Genomic DNA, 19,753 nt, shown 5'->3' on the forward strand with positions numbered 1-19,753 from the left:
AAACAATTTGTCAATTAATCAATTCAAAAATTAACCAATTTATCAATAACCAATTAACCAAGACTCAATCAACAATTTATCAATTAATCAATTCAGCAATTTACCGAGAACCAATTCAACAATTAACCAATTTACAATTCCATCTCTTTCTTCAAAAACTTACCAGTCAAACTAATTGGATTTTGAATTAAACCTTCAGGTGTACCCTCGAATAAGATTCTACCGCCGCCTGCGCCGCCTTCTTCACCTAAATCTATTACCCAATCGGCAACTTTAACCACATCTAAATTGTGTTCGATTACTAAAATCGTATTGCCCTTATCTACCAATTCTTGCAGTACGCCTAAAAGCACATTAATATCTTCGAAGTGTAAACCAGTTGTTGGCTCATCTAGAATATAGAAGGTTTTACCTGTATCCTTTTTCGATAATTCTGTAGCGAGTTTAACCCTCTGTGCCTCACCTCCAGATAAAGTAACAGACGATTGACCTAAAGTGATGTAACCAAGACCAACGTCCTTTAAGGTTTTGATTTTACGGTAGATGTTTGGAATGTGCTCAAAATAAACGCAGGCATCTTCAATACTCATATCCAATACATCGCTGATTGATTTACCGCGGTAACGAACTTCCAGCGTTTCGCGATTATACCTTTTACCACCACATTCTTCGCAAGGCACCTGTACATCCGGTAAAAAGTTCATTTCAATAACCTTCATTCCGCCACCCTGACAAGTTTCGCAACGACCGCCCTTTACATTGAAAGAAAAACGACCAGGCTTATAACCACGAATTTTAGCTTCTGGCAATTGAACAAACAAGTTTCTGATATCAGAAAAAACACCAGTGTAAGTTGAAGGATTTGAACGAGGCGTTCTGCCAATCGGTGCCTGGTCTATCTCAATAACCTTATCAATTTCCTTTAAACCCGTTATTTTCTCGTAAGGTAAAGGTGTTTTCTTCGCCCTGAAAAAATGGTGATTTAATATCGGATATAAAGTTTCGGTAATTAAACTCGATTTACCACTACCCGAAACACCTGTTACCGCAATAAACTTACCCAAAGGAAAATCAACCGAAACATCCTTTAAATTATGTCCATGTGCTTTGATTATGGACAATTTATGTCCGTTACCTTTTCGCCTTACCTTCGGGATTTCTATACCCTTTTTACCGTTTAAGTATTGAGCCGTTAAGGTGTTTGACTTTAAAATCTGCTTTGCTGTACCCTCTGCAACTACTGTTCCGCCATGAATACCCGCACCCGGACCAACATCAATCACCCAATCGGCTTCCAATATCATATCCTTATCGTGCTCTACAACCAGAACGGTATTGCCTAAATCACGCAGATTTTTCAACGCATTAATTAAACGTTCGTTATCCCTTTGGTGCAAACCAATACTTGGCTCATCCAGAATATACATTACGTTCATCAACTGCGAACCGATTTGGGTAGCCAATCGAATACGTTGTGCCTCGCCACCCGAAAGTGTACGGGCAGTTCTATCTAATGTTAAATAAGTTAAACCAACATCGGTTAAGAAACCAATACGGGCCTTAATTTCTTTTAAAATTTCTTTGGCAATAATATTCTGACGCTCAGAAAGTCGTTCATCAACGTTTTCAAACCATTTGTAAAGGTTATTTATATCCATTGAAGATAAGTCGAAGATGTTCATACCATCAACCTTGAAATGCAAACTTTCTTTCTTTAACCTTGCGCCATTGCATTCAGGGCAGGTTTTAAGTTTCCGGAAAGCTTCCATATCATCAACCGCAGCCTCACTCCTTTTCTCGTTCTGTTCTTCGAGCATTTTTATGATACCATCGAAAGTGATATTATAATTCTGAACGTTCCACTTGTTGTACTCAACCTCAACCTTAATTAAATCATTCGCACCATTTAAAATGATGTTGATAACCTCATCGCTGAGTTTTTCGATTGGTGTAGATAAAGAGAAATTGTATTTTTTAGATAATGCTTTCAAAACCTGAAACATCCAGGTATCGCGGTATTCGCCAAGCGGAGCCAACCCTCCATTTAAAATACTCAACTTTGGATTCGGCATAACCGATTCCTTATCCACCACGAAAATATAACCTAAACCATCACAGCGCTCACACGCCCCATAAGGCGAGTTAAAAGAAAAGCTGTTTGGTTGTGGTTCATCGTAAGAAATGCCGGTTGTTGGACACATTAAAAACTTACTGAAATGCGCCACATTGTTATCCTTATCGCTGATTTTGATAACACCCTTACCCATTTTCATGGCAATTTGAAGCGAATCTAACAGGCGTTTTTTATCTTTTTCATCAATGATTAGTCTATCGATTACCACTTCAATATCGTGGATTTTATACCTATCCACCTGCATTTTAGCGGTGATGTCTTTGATTTCGCCATCTACCCGAACTTTGGTATAACCTTGCTTACGGATTTGCTCAAACAATTCTCGGTAATGCCCTTTTCTACCTTTAACCACAGGCGCAAGGATATTCACTGGCACACCATCAAACTTTTTATAAATATTTTGGAGAATCTGGTCTTCGCTCATGCGCTCCATTTTCTCACCGGTATTGTACGAGTAAGCATCTGCAACACGAGCATAAAGCAAACGCATAAAATCGTAAATCTCGGTAATGGTACCCACCGTAGAACGCGGGTTTTTACTGGTGGTTTTTTGTTCTATGGCAATAACCGGACTTAAGCCCGAAACCTTATCCACATCGGGGCGTTCCATGCCACCCATAAACTGGCGACTGTAAGCGCTAAAGGTTTCCATGTAACGGCGTTGTCCTTCGGCGTAAATGGTATCAAAAGCCAGCGAAGATTTACCGCTACCACTCAAACCGGTTATTACAACCATTTGATTGCGAGGGAAACTCACATCGATATTTTTTAAATTATGTACCCTTGCTCCGTAAACTTCTACATCTTTTTGCTCGCCAAGGTCGATAGATTTATTGCTCATATTTTTATAAAAAGTTGGGAAATTACAGACCTGAAAAATGGCTAAATTCCAATCGGCAAAATTGCTAAAAATTTTATCAAAATGAAAGTGTAAGTCAAACTGTATTAAGGATTAATTGTCATAATTATTTATACCCTTTTTAACAATGATGTTTACATTTTGAAAGGCTTTCTTCTATTAACATTAAGCGTAGATAAGGGTTTTGTATTTTTTTGTTTTTGGTTTCGCAAAGCGGATGATTTGTTTGATGCTTGGTTTAAATTTATTAGTTTTAGAAGAATAAATTTTACGCTACTCTATCTTCGCCAATCCCTCCTGTTTTGGATATATTTGTGCTATGAAGTAGCGCATATATATGAGTTATGTGTAACCTTATGACAACAGCGAAACATATTTTCATAGTGACAATTCTTACAACAATTAACACTTGCTGTTTCGGACAGTCAATTGACAAGACTTTTTCAGGTTGGTGGGCTCGGACAAGTTGGACATTTGAGTTTAATAATGACAACACCTATAAAAGAACTTCAAACGGACACTTTGGAAACACTACCTATGACGGGGAATATGAAATGATTGGAGACACAATTTGTTTAGTTACCGGTAGCGAACAAATAACTGGAATACAACGCTCAAAGTATTTACTTGACAAAGACAGTTTATTAATTGACCTTCAACTTTACTATGATTACAAGATTGTTGGCAAAGACATAGACATTTACAATAGTAAAAAGCGTTATGACATTTTGAAGAAACCAAATATGGACTCTTTAATTATTGTGTCAAGACGGCAACTTGACACAATAGTTCAACATTGCATTTCCCTTCTAACGACAAGTAGAATTATTGAAATAAAAGATGCCGACCACATAAAAATAATTAGGCTTATTAATACCATAAATCTGAGCCAAGACATTTCATTCAAAACTGGGATTTATGCAGACTTTATGAAACGACTGAAAGACAAGGACTACGAAAAACAATTTTCTCATTTATACGACTGGACACCAAACAGAGGGATGGGATTTTACTTTCAAAAGCTACAAGTTGAACTTGGCGGGACACCTCATTTGTTTAGCACATACACAATAATATAACGAGAAAGGCTACCCCACTAGTTTAAGTGTTCGCTTTTTCAGCGGACACTTAAATTTGCAGCAAAAACCGAAGACTGCGTCTGGAAATGAAGCACTAACAATAAGACTGTGCGAGGTTACGGTCAAAGACCTTGGTTTTTATATAAGATTTAAGTGACCCTGCGGAACCCCACTAGTTTAAGTGTTCGCTTTTTCAGCGGTCACTTAAATTTGCAGCAAAAACCGAAGACTGCGTCTGGAAATGAAGCACTAACAATAAGACCGTGCGCGGTTACGGTCAAAGACCTTGGTTTTTATATAAGATTTAAGTGACCCTGCGGAACACTTAAACCAGAAAGGGGGGCGTGCAATTCAAGAAATAAATGGGACACAAGCATACATTCAAGACGAAGGACCTGTAAATTTGTTAGACATTGACAAATTTGTTATTGTGGACGACTACGTTTACGGTTTGACTGGTAATGCAAATGAAAATTATGATGGAAAATATTTTGTTTACGACTTGAAAAATAATTTCTTAAGACATTTGAACAAGAAAAAGATTATACCGACTTTTTGACAACTAAAAGCCTTGACACAAAACCCGACTACAAAGACTTTAATTTTTATTACAGACAACATTGGAGCGGATGGAGATTTTGGATTTTACCATAATGACCCCCACTAATTTATTGTTCGCCTTTTCAGCATTCACTTAAATTTAAATACATAAACCGAAGACTTTGCTTGAAGATAAAGCCGCCAACTAATTAACAGAAACTTGATTACAATAATAATGACTGATAGAATTGAGCAATTTTTTAAAGCGTATTGGACAAAAGGAATGAAATCTGTTTACACTGAAAAAGTTCCTAAAGAAATCATGCAATCTGTAGTTAACGGTGATGGTTGGTATGAATGGAAACTCATTCCAGGAACTTTAACAACAGATGATTACATAAAAGTTGAAGCAAAATTTAATGTTATATTTCCTGAGAATTTTATTGAATGGCATAAAAGATATTTTTTTGCAGATTGCGACTGTTCAATAATAAGGCTGCCACATTCTCTGCCAACTAAACCACTAGCAGAATTAATAGATAACCTTAGTTGGAACATATCAAGTCAACTTATCTCATTGGGAATTATACCATTTGCTGACGAGGGAAATGACACAGGACCACTCGTATTCGACACAAGAAATATAAAGGATAAAAAAGATTTTCCAATAAGAGTTTATGACCACGAGTATGGTGGCGATTTGGACGGATTGAGCAAAATTATTTTTTCTTCCTTCGACAAAATGTTAGAATGTCTAACCCATTTTTTAATAGAGACTAAAACAAAGAAACGCTTTGAAGTAATACCTGACTTTTATGCAATAGATCCAAAAGGCGCAGGTTCGACAGGCAAATCATATTGGGCAAGTTGGGTAGCTATGGACAAAGCAAACTTTGAAGAATTTGGATTTTAAACCCCCTCTAGTTTAAGTGTTCGCTTTTTCAGCGGTCACTTAAACTTATAATGTTAACCAAGACTTTGTCTGAAAATATAGCAGTTGCAAATAGGTTGGATAGTGCTAAATTTCGGTCGGAGACCTTAGTTTCAATTAAAGATTTAAGTGATCCTTCGGAACACTTAAACCAGTAAATGCTTTATTTACCTTCGCCACTTCCTTATTCACTTCCGCCACAACCTTATTTACTTTTACCACAACCCTATTTACTTTTGCCACTGCCTTATTTACTTTTGCCACAACCATATTTACTTTTGCCACTGCCTTATTTACCTTCGCCACTTCCTTATTTACTTCCACCACTTCCCTATTTACTTTTACCATAGCCTTAATTACTTTTACCACAACCATATTTACTTTCTCCACTGCCTTATTTACATTTGCCACAACCTTATTTACTTTTGCCAAATCCCTATTCAAATCAGACAAACCTTTATTGAAGTTTACATTGCTTATAAATAACAAACAGGCACCTGGATTACGCTATAACCCGAATGCCTGCTGCTTGACGAAATTATTAATCTATTTTTTATCGTTTTCTAAAAGAGAAACCTGTAATTGCATTATAAAAGGGGTTATCTTTTGCTAATGTTGCCCTTAAATAGCGTTTAACCTTGGTCACTAAATCTGCCAGTCCGCTGTTAGGCGCATAAAATATTTGGTAACGTTTGTTACGGGCTTCCTCTATTGGAAGTTTTGCGGTAGCTACATTACCATTTGTTTCTTCCATCTCTGTCAGAATGGAATTTAAATCCTGGATGTCTATTCCACTACCCGATGTGGCGTATTCGCCACTTGCCGATAACACATCGATATATTGTTTCAGGTTTTCTATTCTGCTATCGAAAGAGACTTGCGATTGCGACACATTTTTTTTAGGGGTATCGGCATCTTTTACAGGTTTAGACTTCTTTGAAACGCCCCGAATCTTATTTGCCAGATTTTTAGCAGTATCTATTTCGTTCGGATTACTGATGCAAACTTTGTAAAAGTTTAGGCTTCGGGTTATTTTATCATTTAACACACTAAATGCCAGTGTTTGTTTATCTACAGCGGTGCTGTATGAAGGTACAGCAACGCTTACTGCCCTCATTGCTTCTTTGGCTGCCGTTAAATGGCTGCGTAAATTTGCCAGGCTCAGCTCCCGCTTAGGTGGCATATAGAGGTCATCTAGTTTTGATAGTAATTCTAAAAAATCTTCGTAATCTGCTAATTGTTTTGCAAAGCCAACTTCTGATGTTGATGCCATAATATTTGGTTGTTAAGTTAAAAATCTAATTGGGCGGGAAGATTTTCGGTTCGAGATTTTGCAGCAATTTTAATTAGATATTTTAATCGAGCATCGGGATGCTGCTCTCTTAAAATTAGGCCGAATGGCTAAGGCTTTTTTATTCTAAAGTCCTTTAATTAAGGGGTGATTTCTGAGCGATACTGTTGCGAAATCTTAAAGCAATATTGTAAAAATAAATCAGCTTTCAAAAGATTTATGCGAGTTTGAGCAACACCCCTAGTTTATTGTTCGCTTTTTCAGCGGTCAATAAATTTATAATGCAAACTAAGACCTTGTCTGTAAATATAGAAGTTGCCTATCGGGTTGAGCAGTGCTCAATTTCAGTCTAAGACCTTGGTTTGAATAACAGATTTAAGTGATCCTGCGGAACACTTAAGCCAGAAATGAGTTTAATGAGGCAAATAAAAACTTGCATTAGTTATTTTTGGTTCTTCACCAGTCACTTAAATTTACAATACAACCAAAGACTTTGTTTGGAAATATAAAATTAGCTACTCCCTCCCTTCTAGTTTAAGTGTTCGATTTTTGAGCAGTCACTTAAATTTGCAGCAAAAACCGAAGACTGCGTCTGGAAATGAAGCACTAACAATAAGATTGTGCGAGGTTACGGTCAAAGACCTGGGTTCTATATAAGATTTAAGTGATCCTGCGGAACAATAAACCAGAAATGAACAATAAACCAGAAATTCAACGACAAGCAACAAAAACAACTTATAGGAATAATATTTATCTTTAGGATTGTCTGCCTTTTATAATTTAAAACTGCGGTAGACAATTGAAGTAATAAAAGATGGCAACAAGATATAAATTTGGAGATAGTGGCATTCCGCATTTCATAACATTTGCCGTGGTTAATTGGATTGATGTTTTTAGCAGAGAATGTTATAAAGAAATTGTTGTAGAGAGTTTAAAATTCTGTGTGGCAGAAAAAGGATTGAATTTGCACGCTTGGGTAATTATGAGTAATCATATTCATTTAATTGCTAGTGCCAAAGATGGTTTTGAGCTGGTTAACATCATCAGAGATATGAAAAAGTATACGAGTAAGATGATTATTGCAAGCATTGAAACTAATATTGAGGAAAGTAGAAAAAACTGGATGTTGTGGATGTTTAAACGAGCCGGAGAAAAAAATAGTAACAACAAAATTTATCAGTTTTGGCAACAAGATAATCATCCAGTAGAACTATCTTCTAATCAAATGATGGAGCAGAAATTAAATTATTTACATGAAAATCCTGTTAACGCAGGTTTGGTAGCCGAAGCTCAACATTACAAGTACAGTAGCGCTACAGATTACTATGAAGAAAAAAATGGCTTAATACCGCTATCTTTAATGTAGTCTCAAATTTCCAACCCAATAGTTTATCGTTCACTGTTTCAGTATTCCCTTCTAGTTTATTGTTCGCTTCTTCAGCGGTCAATAATTTATAATGAAAACGAAGACCTTGCCTGTAAATATAGAGTTGCCTATCGGGTTGAGCAGTGCTCAATTTCGGTCTAAGACCTTGGTTTGAATAACAGATTTAAGTGACCCTACGGAACACTTAAACCAGAAATAGAGGCATAAAATCAACTACTCCCTGCCCGTACTAGTTTAAGTGTTCGCTTTTTCAGCGGTCAATAAATTTATAGTGAAAACAAAGACTTTGTCTGCAAATATAGAAATTGCCTATCGGGTTGAGCAGTGCTCAATTTCGGTCTAAGACCTTGGTTTGAATAACAGATTTAAGTGATCATACGGAACACTTAAACCAGAAATGAGCTAAATTGAGGTTTTTCAAATAAAATTGGAAATACACGACGCCTTACTCCCTCCCCCTATTCCTTAAAAACCCCGACGACAACCCAAAACGCATATAAGCATACTTATCCTGAAAATAAATATTGTAATTATCCTCTCCATAATAACCCACCGCAGCCATTAAAAACACATTATGCATAAACGGGAAACTATAATTAAAGTTGATTTCTGCGTTTAGCCGCTTCTGAATATTTGCAATATTTTTGCCGGGAATTTTATTCACCGCATAAGAAAGTTCGGCATTTAACCTCCAGGTTTCTTTTTCGCTTTTTCTATTGTTCTGAATCAACGATTTTCTTTCCATTTCATCATATCTTCTAAACGAGAAATTATACAGCACCCTGGTAAAACCGAATCCATCATCCAAAACCGGCTCATACCTAAAAAGTTTATGCGTTTGAAAACCGATTCTATGGTTTAAGGTATAATATTTTTCATCGCCTTCGGCAGATTTTAACAAATGCCCAAAGCGATAGGAAAATGTTAAATAATTGGCATTGAAATTCCCATTGAAGGTGTTAATGCTTCCATCGGGGTTTCTAGCGTCCTGGTCTTGACCGTTAGAATGGTGCGTAAAAGCCAGTTCGGCATATTTATAATGATTTGGATCTGTATTTAAGCGGGCATAAAGCGCTCCACCCAAACGATAACTTGGCGTACGAACCGCAGCAGAAAATTCATTTCGCACCCGAACCGTAAAATCTGGAATAATCGAAAGCGCAATTGGCGATTTATAGCTCCCCAAAAGCATATAAGTTGTTGTTAACCGACCATTAATTACATATTTTGATGGCGCACCAATTTCTCCGAATGGCGATGTATAAGCCAAATCTGCATTTTCTTTATAGAGACTAACGAAAGATTTATTGGCCTGTTCCCGTTTCAGTTGGAGGGAATCAGTAGAATTTGCCTGGGCAAAAAGCAACGTGGGGAATACGATATTTATAAGGAGCAGCAGCTGTTTCTTCATTACCCAATAAACGTTTGTTTACGAAGAACGGTTTTGTGTTTTTTGGGAATAGGAAGAAATGTTTAAATTAACACCAAAAACAACCAAACACCCCCTTTAAACTTTCTGAAAAAAAACAGTCAAAGTTTAAAACGAACATTATGAAGAATCTAAACCTATTGTTGCTCATCACTTTATCATTTGTAAGTTGCAAAAAAGGCAACAACCCAACACCAACCAATCCGGATACCGGAATCTATTTCCCGGCCAATGCCAATACAACCTGGGAAACGACAACGCCCACACAGTTAAGTTGGAATACCAACGCCATTGCCGATTTAAAAACCTACCTCAATCAAAAGAATTCTAAATCCTTTATGATTCTTGTAAATGGCAGAATCGTTATGGAAGAATATTTCAACGGGCACAACGCGACCACAGAATGGGAATGGAACAGCGCAGGCAAAACCTTAGTATCAACCACAACAGGCATTGCGCAACAAGAAAATTTATTAAACATCAACAATAAAGCATCAGATTATTTAGGCACTTCGTGGACAAGTATGCCCATTGATAAGGAAAACTTAATTACCGTAAAAAATTTACTGACCATGACGACCGGTAATGACGACACCAAACAGCTTGTAGTAAAACCCAACCTTACCTACGTTGCCGATGCCGGAACAAGATGGGCTTACAGCAATATTTTTCAAAAGTTAACCGATGTGGTTGCCAAAGCCACCAACAAGGATTTTGAAACTTACTTTAATGAAAAGCTGAAAAACAAAATCGGCATGGATGGTTTCTGGAACTTCGGTACAATTTACACCATTTACCACAGCAGCACCAGGAGCATGGCAAGATTCGGCCTGCTGGCACTAAATAAAGGAAAATGGAAAGACGAACAGGTTATCAATGAAGCCTACTTTAACGATGCCATCAATACATCGCAAAGCATCAATCCATCTTATGGTTATTTGTGGTGGCTCAACGGAAAAACGAAGTTTATGATTCCAGGAGAGCAAACCGTTTTCAACGGATTTTTAGTACCTAATGCACCAGCAGATATGTATGCTGCAATGGGCGCAAACGACCAACGCATTTATGTTATCCCGAGCAAAAAAATGGTTATTATTAGAATGGGAAATGCCTCAAACCCAAGCAATCCTAATTTTGCCGTTTCGGGTTTTGATAATGAACTTTGGGCGAAAATAAATGCGGTTATTAATTAGCATAAACCATTCGGAATAAACCTATCGATTAAACATTTTGCTGATAGTGGAACAAAGAATTATCTTTAACCACTTGATAAAATCATTACCCTCGTTATTACACAGTAAAGAAGTCCCATCGGTAAATACAACCTAATTAACAGGTTATAATCAGAATATTTTAAGATGAGCATCGAACAATTATTTCAAGACAAAACAGTAAAAGCAAAGGCCAAAGTTGCAACCATCGGGAACTGGCTATTAAACGAAGAACTGCCAATAGAAGAATTATTAGCCTATGCCGAAAAACAGAAAGCAAGTAGTGATAAAGCAACCTGCATTGAAGCCCTGGAGTATGCAACCAAAACCACTCCCGCTATTGCCACAGAAAGTTTGTTCACTTATGTAACGGAGGCATTAAAAAACGACGAACCACGCATAAAATGGGAAAGTGCCAAAGTTATCGGAAACATAGCTAAACTATTCTCAACCCATCTTGAAACAGCAATACAAAACCTTTTACTAAATGCAGAAAACAATGGTACAGTAGTGCGCTGGGCAACAGCTTCTGCTTTGGCAGAAATCCTCAAACTAAAAACAGAAAGCAATAATGCCTTAACACCAAAAATCGAATCTCTTTGTGAACTTGAGGAAGATAATGGCGTAAAGAAAAAATACCTTGATGCTTTAAAAAAAGTAAAAAAATAATTTATTTAACTTTAAGATAAAAACAGACAAGATGGCAAATAATGTTTCCCTTCACAGAGTTTTGGCTGCAAGCCCTGAAAAAGTTTATAAAGCATTTACAGACCCCGATGCGATGGCAGCCTGGCTACCTCCATACGGTTTTGTTTGCAAGGTGCACAGCATGGATGTAAAAGTGGGCGGCAAATACAAAATGTCTTTCACCAATTTTACTACAGGCAATAAACAATCCTTCGGTGGCGAATATTTAGAAATTAAACCCAATGAATTTTTAAAATATACCGACCAGTTTGATGACCCGAATTTACCCGGACAAATGATTACAACCATCACGCTTAAAAAGGTGATTTGCGGAACTGAACTGATTGCAACACAGGACGGAATTCCAGAAGCCATCCCTGCAGAAATGTGCTACTTAGGCTGGCAAGAATCTTTAGAAAAATTAAAGCATTTAGTAGAACCGAATATCCCCGACGCATAAATAAAACACAAAACTCAGCAAGTTTCGGATTTTATGACGGCAAAATTGTGCTGACATTTGAATTATAAAATTCAGAATTATGAAAGCACAAGACGAGATAAACTACCAAAGAATTGCTGATGCGATAGAATATATAAAAAGCAATTTCCAGCAGCAGCCTAATTTGGACGAGATTGCTGCAAAAGTGCATTTAAGCCCGTTTCATTTTCAACGCTTATTTAGCGAATGGGCTGGTACTACCCCAAAAAAGTTCCTGCAATACATCAGCATCGAGCACGCCAAAAAATTACTATCCAATAATCAGGCTACACTATTCGATACTGCATTTGAAACAGGCCTTTCAGGAACGGCAAGATTACATGACCTGTTTATTAATATTGAGGGCATGACACCTGCCGAATATAAACAGGGCGGGAAAAATCTTTCTATAAATTACAGCTTCGCCGAAAGTCCGTTTGGCAGTTTAATTGTTGCTTCTACACCTAAAGGTATTTGTTATATGGCATTTGAAAATGATGAACAAACGGCACTTAAAAACCTCAAAACTAAATTCCCTAATGCAACGTTTCAGCAGAAATTAGATTTAATACAACAAAACGCCCTATTCATATTTCAAAACGATTGGAGTAAAATCCAAAAGATAAAGCTGCACCTGAAAGGCACCGATTTTCAACTCAAAGTTTGGGAAACCTTGCTAAAAATCCCAATGGGCCAGCTTTCTACTTATGGGAATATCGCAGCGCGAATTGAAAGCCCCAATGCTTCCAGAGCGGTAGGTACAGCCATTGGCAGCAATCCGGTAGCCTTTCTTATTCCATGCCACAGGGTTATTCAATCTACCGGAATATTCGGTGGTTATATGTGGGGTTCGACAAGAAAAACGGCAATTATAGGATGGGAAGGGGCATTAATAGATATTAGCGGTCAGTAGCTGGTGATTAGTCGTCAGTGGATATTAAAAGAGAGTGATCAGTCGCCAGTGGATAGTGATCAGTATGTATTAATAAAAGTCTATCGAACAAATCACACAAGTAAAGTTTGTATACATGTAAAAACTAAAAACACCTAACCACGGACAACTGACAACTAACGACTATATGAACCTTTTCGACGACATCATCGACAAAACGAGGAATTTGCTGCCAAAAGATGGTACCGTAAATTACTATGGTAAATTATTTACATACAATGAGGCTAATCATTACTTTAATAACCTATTGGATAACATTGAGTGGAAAAATGATGAGGCAATTATCTTTGGAAAGAAAATCATTACCAAAAGAAAGGTGGCCTGGTATGGCGAAAAACCTTTCGAGTACACGTACTCCAATACAACCAAACATGCGCTCCCCTGGACAAAAGAATTACTGGATATTAAAACACTTGTAGAAAAAGAATCAGGAGAAACCTATAACTCCTGTCTACTTAATTTATACCACGATGGAAATGAAGGTATGGCCTGGCACAGCGATGGCGAAACAGATTTGAAGAAAAACGGTGCAATAGCTTCATTAAGTTTTGGTGCAGAAAGAAAATTCGCCTTTAAACACAAGCAAACCGGCGAAAAAGTAGAAATGATTTTAGAACACGGTAGCCTTTTGGTCATGAAAGATGCTACACAAACTTATTGGCTGCACAGGTTGCCACCAACCAAAAAAATCTTAAAAGCAAGGGTAAATCTAACATTCAGAACCATTGTTGAATAATTTAATCCCAGCTTATGGTTGTACCATTTTCCGTAGGATGCCCGGTGCAAACTAAAACCCTTCCCCTCTCCACTTCATCATCAGTAAGTACCTCGTTATAATCCATCCTTACATGTCCTGCAGTACAATTTGCAACACAGGTACTGCAAACACCACCGCGGCAACTGTAAGGTAGTTTAATTCTATGCTCCAAGGCAACATCTAAAATCCGTTTCGGCCAGGGGATATCCAAATGATGAATTTCGCCTCTAAAATTTAAAATAACTGAGTAGGTATTTTTATCTACTACCTTCTCTGTGCCATCATCCTCATCAACTTCATCTTCGGGCAGCACGAAAGTTTCGCGTTTTATTTGCGCAATATCAAAGCCCATCCCAAGCAAAGTAATTCGGCATAAATCCATATAGATAATTGGTCCACAGGTGTAGAAAAGTGCATCCTTCCTATCAAAAACCAGATTTTCTTTAAGCAGTTTATCAATGTAAAACTTGTTAAGCCTGGCCGTCATTAAATTTTTGCTGTTGCTAAAAATCCATATAACCTTTAACCTATCGGGATATTTAGCCTGCCAACCGTTTATTTCATTGTAAAATAAGGTATCTTCCAAAGAACGATTGCTATAAATAAGCGTGATTTTTGATTGCCTGTCTCTAGTGAGAGCAGTTTTTAGGATGGAAAATAAGGGAGTTATACCTACTCCGGCTGCAAACAGAAAAACATCACGTTGTAAATCCCTTTCCGGCTCATAACTAAACAAACCTTGCGGCTCTTGAGCATATAGAATATCACCTACCAAAGTTTTATGATGCAGAAACCTGGAAATCTCTCCATTTTCAACACGTTTTACCGTTATAGCTAATGGTTCATCAACATCAGGAGAGCTATTAAACGAATAAGAACGCCTTATCTCCTGGTGTTTGCCTTCAAATATTAAGGATATAAACTGACCAGCCAAATATTTCGGATAATCGTCCTCGATAGATTTAAGTTGGATGGTGATGTTATCTCCAGGCTGATTAATAATCTTATCTATTCGCAGTTTATACATATTGCAAAGGAAGGGATTTGATGAAAAAGATTAAAGCTAAAAAAATTAAAGACAAAAAATCTGTGAATTCTGTGATTCTGTGGCTTAAAAAATCTAGCAAAAAAAAACGTCCTGAATAATTCAGGACGTTTACCAAATGCTTGTCTTTTATTTCTTATTCGGCGTTATAAGCCAATAATTCTTTAGGTTTCTCGTAACCATAACGTGTCGGGTGCTCAATAATTTGTTTCATCGAAATCACTTTATAAACGTAACCACCGGTTTCACGGTTGAGCCTCATTTTGTAGTAATTGTCTTGATTTTGATTATTGATTTGCCTGCGTAAGCGTCCGTCGCCAACATTATATGCCGCAGCAACCAATGTCCAGCTTTCTAAGCCACCATACATTTCTTTGATGTATTTACAGGCCGCAACGGTCGATTTACGTAAATTATAACGCTCATCAGTATTTCCGTTAACCTTCAAACCATAACTGCGGGCTGTTCCCGGCATAAATTGCCAAACACCAGCTGCACCTTTTGGCGAAACGCCACCCTGCATTCCCGATTCTACTAATGCTAAGTATTTAAAATCTTCAGGAATTCCATATGCTGCTAAAATCGGTTCGATAATAGGGAACCATTCTGCAGCCTTGCGTTGTAATCGATGTGTTTGTGTATTATCGAATGAATGTGCCGCAAGGATTTTTTTCATTTTTCGCTCAACTCGCTTATCACCTAATGGTAATGTTTCATCGGCAAAATTTAATCTGGCCATCAGAGATTTCGGCTCTGCTTTCTTTGGCGCTTCTTTTTGGGGTATTTTAGTGTTTAATTTTTCTTCTTTTAAAAGACTTTTTTGTGCTAAGGGCATTTGGTAAGCGAACACTTTTGCCATAATAAATAGTGCAGACACTATCAAAAATGGTACTATGTGTTTCTTTAACATCTTCCTCCTTTTTTTGGTGAACTTATAAAAAACGTTGGCAAAGGTAAAAAATAATGATCAGATTATCAAGCACTTGCAAAACAAACCCCAAAAATCACCATTTAAAGTGCTTTAAACGTGGGTTTTAAATTTTGATTTTCGACTCTATTTTTCTATTTTAGAGGCTATTTTTTTATCAAATTTTTACGCTGCTCAAAATTGTTTAGTTCATCAATTTTGCCTAAATTTGCAGCCCGCATTTTAGGTGCGGTTAATTGCGTATCATGATAAATAAAAACAACAGGAACAGTCGGGATGACAAGTCCAAACCGGGCAGCCGGAAAACAGAAGGCAGAAGCAATGCCGGAAGTTCTGATAGAAGAAGAACAGAAGACAAAGACAGCAAATTCAAAAAATCATCCGATTCAAAAGAAGGCTTCAGACCTCGAAGCACAGGCAACAAAGATTTTAAATCAAAATCATTTGGCGATAAAAAAGATTTCAAACCAAGAAACGAAGAACCTAAAGGTTTTAAGTTTGGCGATAGAGAATTCAAATCGAAGGATGCAAAACCCGAAGGACGCAGCTTTAAACCGGGAGAAGGAAGTTCAAGAGATTACAAACCAAGAACAGGCGACAGAGATTTTAAAGCAAAAGATGGAGCAAGAGATTATAAACCAAGAGGAGAACGCGATTTCAAATCTAAGGATGGAGATTCGAGAAATTTTAAACCGAGAACTGGCGACAGAGATTTCAAACCAAGAGAAGGTGGTTATAAAGATTTCAAATCGAGAGGTGGAAGAAATGACGACTTTAAACCAAGTGCCGGAAGTTCTAGAGATGTAAAACCTAGAACTGGTGCAGATAGCAGGCCTTTCAGAAAACGTGAAGAAGCCCAGCCAAGAGATACCGAGTTCAATCGCGAAGAAAGAACGGTAATCCAACAGGGCAGAAAAACAAATGAAGATAAAGGCTTAATTCGCCTGAACAGATATATTTCTAACGCAGGCATTTGTTCTCGTCGTAAAGCCGATGAATTAATTGCAGCAGGTATTATTACCGTTAATGGCGAAGCTGTTACGGAATTAGGCCATAAAGTAGACCCGGCAAAAGATTTAGTACGCTACAATGGCGAACTTTTGAAACGTGAAAAAAAGGTTTACGTTTTATTAAATAAACCTAAGGATTACATCACCACAACTGATGACCCGCAGGAACGCCGTACAGTTATGCAATTGGTTGATAAAGCCAGTCGCGAACGCATTTATCCGGTAGGAAGATTAGACCGTAACACAACAGGTTTACTTTTAATGACCAATGATGGTGATTTAGCTGATAAATTATCTCACCCTAAAAACGGAATCACTAAAATTTACAATGTAGAGTTAAACAAAGCTTTATCACAAGGTGATTTAAATAAAATTGCTTTCGGTTTAGAGCTTGAGGATGGCTTGATTAAACCTGATAACATTTCTTATGTTGCTGGTGGTACCAAAAAGGAAATCGGCATTCAAATTCACAGCGGGAAAAACCGCATTGTTCGTCGTATTTTCGAACATTTAGGTTATTCAGTAGAAAAGTTAGATCGCGTAGTTTATGGCAATTTAACTAAGAAAGATTTGCCAAGAGGCAGATGGAGATACTTAGAAGATCACGAATTGATTCAAATTAAACATTTGATAAAATAACAAAAAAGGCAATCGAAAGGTTGCCTTTTTTTGTTAGACTTATTTTTTCCCATATTTGTTAATATACAAAACAGGAAATCCCATGAAAAAATATAACCTAATAATTCTATCTCTATTGATTAATACTATCGCACTTGCGCAAAAACCAAATCACAATTTAATTATTGGCACTTATACCAATACTGGTAAGAGCGAAGGCATTTACACCTATAATTTTAATACCTTAAGTGGCAGTACCAAATTAAAAGCCATCACTAAAGATGTGGCTAATCCAAGTTATTTAGCACTTTCTGCCGATAAAAAATTTGCTTACAGTGTAAATGAAACTGGCGAGAGCAGCACAATTAGCGCTTTCAAGTACAACTCCATTTCAGGCAAATTAACCTTCTTAAACAAAGTGAGCAGCGAGGGCGCCGACCCATGTTACATTACCGTTAAAGGACAAAATGTAATCGTTGCCAATTATTCTGGGGGTACATTAGCCGTTTTCAAGAGAAAAGCTGATGGTTCTTTAACTGAGGCCGTTCAGGTTATTAAACACACTGGAAAAAGTATTGACCCGAAAGGCAGGCAAGAAAGCGCACACGTTCACATGGTTAAATTTACACCCGATGGTAAATATTTAATCTGTAATGATTTGGGTGAAGATAGAATTTACACTTACACCTACAATCCAAATAATAAAAATACGGTTCTAAATCTGAAAAGTGTGCTTCCTACAAATGCTGGCACCGGACCACGACATATAACCTTTACACCTAATGGTAAATTTGCCTATTTAGCCCACGAATTTAACGGCAGCATTACAGGTTATTTCTACAGCAACGGAAGCTTGAAAAAAATTCAGGAAATCGGCACAACCGATAAAACATTTACTGGTAAAATTGACGGCGCAGATATTCATGTTTCTGCTGATGGAAAATTCCTTTACGAAACCAACCGCGGCGATGCAAATACCATTTCGGTATTTTCTATTTTACCTACCGGAATATTAAGATTTGTAGAAACAGTGAGCACATTAGGCAAAGGGCCAAGGAATTTTTCGATAGACCCAAGTGGCAAATATCTGTTAGTTGCGCACCAATACACCAATAATGTTGTCATTTTTAAAAGAAATACAGTTACAGGAAAGCTCACCGATAGCGGAAAACGCATAGAAGTTGGCGCACCGGTTTGTTTATTATTTCAATAAAATAGGATGGAAAATTTCGATTGGACAGCATTCACCCTTAGAATTGCCATCAAGGCAAATTTACAAACCATTTACAACGCCTGGACAAAAGCTTCAGAAATAGAAAAATGGTTTTTAAGTGAGGCGGAATTTTCTGATGAAAATGGTGTTGTCTTAGCCAAAGAAAGAAACACTTTAAAGGGCGACAGCTACGATTGGATTTGGTATTTATATGATGATACTGAGCAGGGCAAAATAACTGAGTCGAATGATTTAGATACCCTCCAATTTACTTTTGCCGGGGATTGCTTAGTTGACATCAAGCTGAAATCGGAATTCGAGTACACCATTGTAGAGCTCACTCAGAAAAACATCCCAACAGACGATAATTCAAAACGCAATATTCGTTTGGGTTGCCACAATGGATGGAGTTTCTACCTCCTCAACTTAAAATCAGTTTACGAAGGTGGCTTGGATTTAAGGAATAAAGACAATCGCTTTAAACCGATGTTGAATAATTAAATTTTAACTACCGCCAACCCCTCCTTGAAAATAAGGAGGGGAGTTCCGTTCACTAGTAGAACTAAACCCAAGAAACACATAGCAATCTCCAATAATTGCACTACAGTAAAATATAGCACTCCCTACTCCCCTCCTAATTTAGGAGGGGCAAGGGGTGGTTAATGAAAACCACCCCCAATAACAAAAAAGCTTCCTGAACAATCAGGAAGCTTTTAATTTATGCGGTTTCAGTAACCTTAGTAACGTTGCGGTATGGATATGAGCTACAGATGTGTCGACGGGCAAAACGGCCTGGAGAATCAGCATTTACCAATTTAATGTAGATGGCTCTCGGCACATCAAAGTATTCGTAAACACTACCATCAAAAAATTGAACATTCAATACCGATTGTTTGTATTCGAAATCTAAAATATTTGAATTGGTAATTGTGTTGGTATAAGTTTCGATATTTTGCGCACAAGTTTCAGGAGCAATGCTCACTAAAAAGTGATAAGCTTCGATAATTTCTTTACTTCTTGCTTCGGCTGCCAGCTTTTCCTCCTCAACCTGAAACTTATCAGGATGACACTCTTTCATCATGGTACGATAAACAGATTTTAGCAAGGCCAACTCTGCCGTTTTATCTACATTTAAAAGCTTTCTATAATCAACTATTTTCTTCATTTGCCGCAAAGGTACGATTTATAATGATTTGATTTTGAG

Annotated in this window: 18 protein-coding genes; 11 read left to right on the forward strand and 7 right to left on the reverse strand. The window is 37.3% G+C overall.

Features of this window, described 5'->3' with window-relative positions; translation table 11 throughout:
• Positions 1–131: 131 nt before the first annotated feature.
• On the reverse strand, positions 132–2,975 hold the full coding sequence (gene uvrA / locus R2Q16_RS02075) for an excinuclease ABC subunit UvrA (protein WP_316734868.1): 2,844 nt from the start codon (positions 2,973–2,975) through the stop codon (positions 132–134).
• 374 nt (positions 2,976–3,349) lie between these two features.
• Here uvrA and R2Q16_RS02080 point away from each other — a divergent pair, with 374 nt between their 5' ends.
• Positions 3,350–4,072 (forward strand): hypothetical protein, encoded by a 723-nt coding sequence (locus tag R2Q16_RS02080; protein WP_316734869.1) that lies wholly within the window; start codon positions 3,350–3,352, stop codon positions 4,070–4,072.
• A 775-nt stretch (positions 4,073–4,847) separates the two neighbouring features.
• Positions 4,848–5,525, forward strand: a complete 678-nt coding sequence (locus R2Q16_RS02085; protein ID WP_316734870.1) for an SMI1/KNR4 family protein — start codon at positions 4,848–4,850, stop codon at positions 5,523–5,525.
• Between the two features lie 135 nt (positions 5,526–5,660).
• Here the strand turns inward: R2Q16_RS02085 and R2Q16_RS02090 are convergent, their stop codons facing one another.
• Complete coding sequence (locus tag R2Q16_RS02090; protein WP_316734871.1) at positions 5,661–6,032, reverse strand: hypothetical protein; 372 nt, start codon at positions 6,030–6,032, stop codon at positions 5,661–5,663.
• A gap of 64 nt (positions 6,033–6,096) precedes the next feature.
• The gene (locus tag R2Q16_RS02095) at positions 6,097–6,816 is read right to left on the reverse strand and encodes a hypothetical protein (RefSeq protein ID WP_316734872.1); all 720 of its coding nucleotides are present in this window, start codon (positions 6,814–6,816) and stop codon (positions 6,097–6,099) included.
• Positions 6,817–7,648: 832 nt separating this feature from the next.
• Here R2Q16_RS02095 and R2Q16_RS02100 point away from each other — a divergent pair.
• Positions 7,649–8,200, forward strand: coding sequence for an REP-associated tyrosine transposase (locus R2Q16_RS02100; RefSeq protein WP_316734873.1), 552 nt, complete (start codon positions 7,649–7,651; stop codon positions 8,198–8,200).
• A gap of 466 nt (positions 8,201–8,666) precedes the next feature.
• Here R2Q16_RS02100 and R2Q16_RS02105 read toward each other — a convergent pair whose 3' ends face one another.
• Positions 8,667–9,632, reverse strand: coding sequence for a hypothetical protein (locus tag R2Q16_RS02105; protein ID WP_316734874.1), 966 nt, complete (start codon positions 9,630–9,632; stop codon positions 8,667–8,669).
• Positions 9,633–9,772: 140 nt separating this feature from the next.
• Here R2Q16_RS02105 and R2Q16_RS02110 point away from each other — a divergent pair, with 140 nt between their 5' ends.
• From R2Q16_RS02110 to R2Q16_RS02130, 5 genes are all read left to right on the forward strand, one after another.
• Positions 9,773–10,843: a serine hydrolase gene (locus R2Q16_RS02110; RefSeq protein WP_316734875.1), complete on the forward strand. Its 1,071-nt coding sequence runs from the start codon at positions 9,773–9,775 to the stop codon at positions 10,841–10,843.
• A gap of 165 nt (positions 10,844–11,008) precedes the next feature.
• Complete coding sequence (locus R2Q16_RS02115; RefSeq protein ID WP_316734876.1) at positions 11,009–11,530, forward strand: hypothetical protein; 522 nt, start codon at positions 11,009–11,011, stop codon at positions 11,528–11,530.
• 31 nt (positions 11,531–11,561) lie between these two features.
• Positions 11,562–12,008 carry an SRPBCC family protein gene (locus tag R2Q16_RS02120; RefSeq protein ID WP_316734877.1) on the forward strand — a complete coding sequence of 149 codons (447 nt, stop codon included), beginning with the start codon at positions 11,562–11,564 and terminating at the stop codon, positions 12,006–12,008.
• A 79-nt stretch (positions 12,009–12,087) separates the two neighbouring features.
• Positions 12,088–12,939, forward strand: coding sequence for a methylated-DNA--[protein]-cysteine S-methyltransferase (locus tag R2Q16_RS02125; protein ID WP_316734878.1), 852 nt, complete (start codon positions 12,088–12,090; stop codon positions 12,937–12,939).
• A gap of 166 nt (positions 12,940–13,105) precedes the next feature.
• Positions 13,106–13,714 carry an alpha-ketoglutarate-dependent dioxygenase AlkB family protein gene (locus R2Q16_RS02130; protein ID WP_316734879.1) on the forward strand — a complete coding sequence of 203 codons (609 nt, stop codon included), beginning with the start codon at positions 13,106–13,108 and terminating at the stop codon, positions 13,712–13,714.
• Position 13,715: 1 nt separating this feature from the next.
• Here R2Q16_RS02130 and R2Q16_RS02135 read toward each other — a convergent pair whose 3' ends face one another.
• Positions 13,716–14,762, reverse strand: coding sequence for a ferredoxin--NADP reductase (locus R2Q16_RS02135; protein ID WP_316734880.1), 1,047 nt, complete (start codon positions 14,760–14,762; stop codon positions 13,716–13,718).
• A 154-nt stretch (positions 14,763–14,916) separates the two neighbouring features.
• Positions 14,917–15,690 (reverse strand): lytic transglycosylase domain-containing protein, encoded by a 774-nt coding sequence (locus R2Q16_RS02140; protein WP_316734881.1) that lies wholly within the window; start codon positions 15,688–15,690, stop codon positions 14,917–14,919.
• A 263-nt stretch (positions 15,691–15,953) separates the two neighbouring features.
• On the opposite strand from R2Q16_RS02140, the gene R2Q16_RS02145 reads away from it, so the two are divergent.
• The 3 genes from R2Q16_RS02145 (at position 15,954) to R2Q16_RS02155 (ending at position 19,050) form a co-directional block, all read left to right on the forward strand.
• Positions 15,954–17,357 (forward strand): pseudouridine synthase, encoded by a 1,404-nt coding sequence (locus R2Q16_RS02145; protein WP_316734882.1) that lies wholly within the window; start codon positions 15,954–15,956, stop codon positions 17,355–17,357.
• An 82-nt stretch (positions 17,358–17,439) separates the two neighbouring features.
• Entirely contained in the window at positions 17,440–18,549 is a 1,110-nt protein-coding gene (locus tag R2Q16_RS02150) for a lactonase family protein (protein WP_316734883.1), read from the forward strand.
• Positions 18,550–18,555: 6 nt separating this feature from the next.
• Positions 18,556–19,050 carry an SRPBCC domain-containing protein gene (locus R2Q16_RS02155; protein WP_316734884.1) on the forward strand — a complete coding sequence of 165 codons (495 nt, stop codon included), beginning with the start codon at positions 18,556–18,558 and terminating at the stop codon, positions 19,048–19,050.
• A 217-nt stretch (positions 19,051–19,267) separates the two neighbouring features.
• On the opposite strand, the gene R2Q16_RS02160 is transcribed toward R2Q16_RS02155, so the two are convergent.
• The gene (locus R2Q16_RS02160) at positions 19,268–19,714 is read right to left on the reverse strand and encodes a KTSC domain-containing protein (RefSeq protein WP_316734885.1); all 447 of its coding nucleotides are present in this window, start codon (positions 19,712–19,714) and stop codon (positions 19,268–19,270) included.
• Positions 19,715–19,753: the final 39 nt, after the last annotated feature.

Source organism: Pedobacter aquatilis (genome assembly GCF_032678425.1).
Lineage (GTDB): Bacteria > Bacteroidota > Bacteroidia > Sphingobacteriales > Sphingobacteriaceae > Pedobacter > Pedobacter aquatilis_B.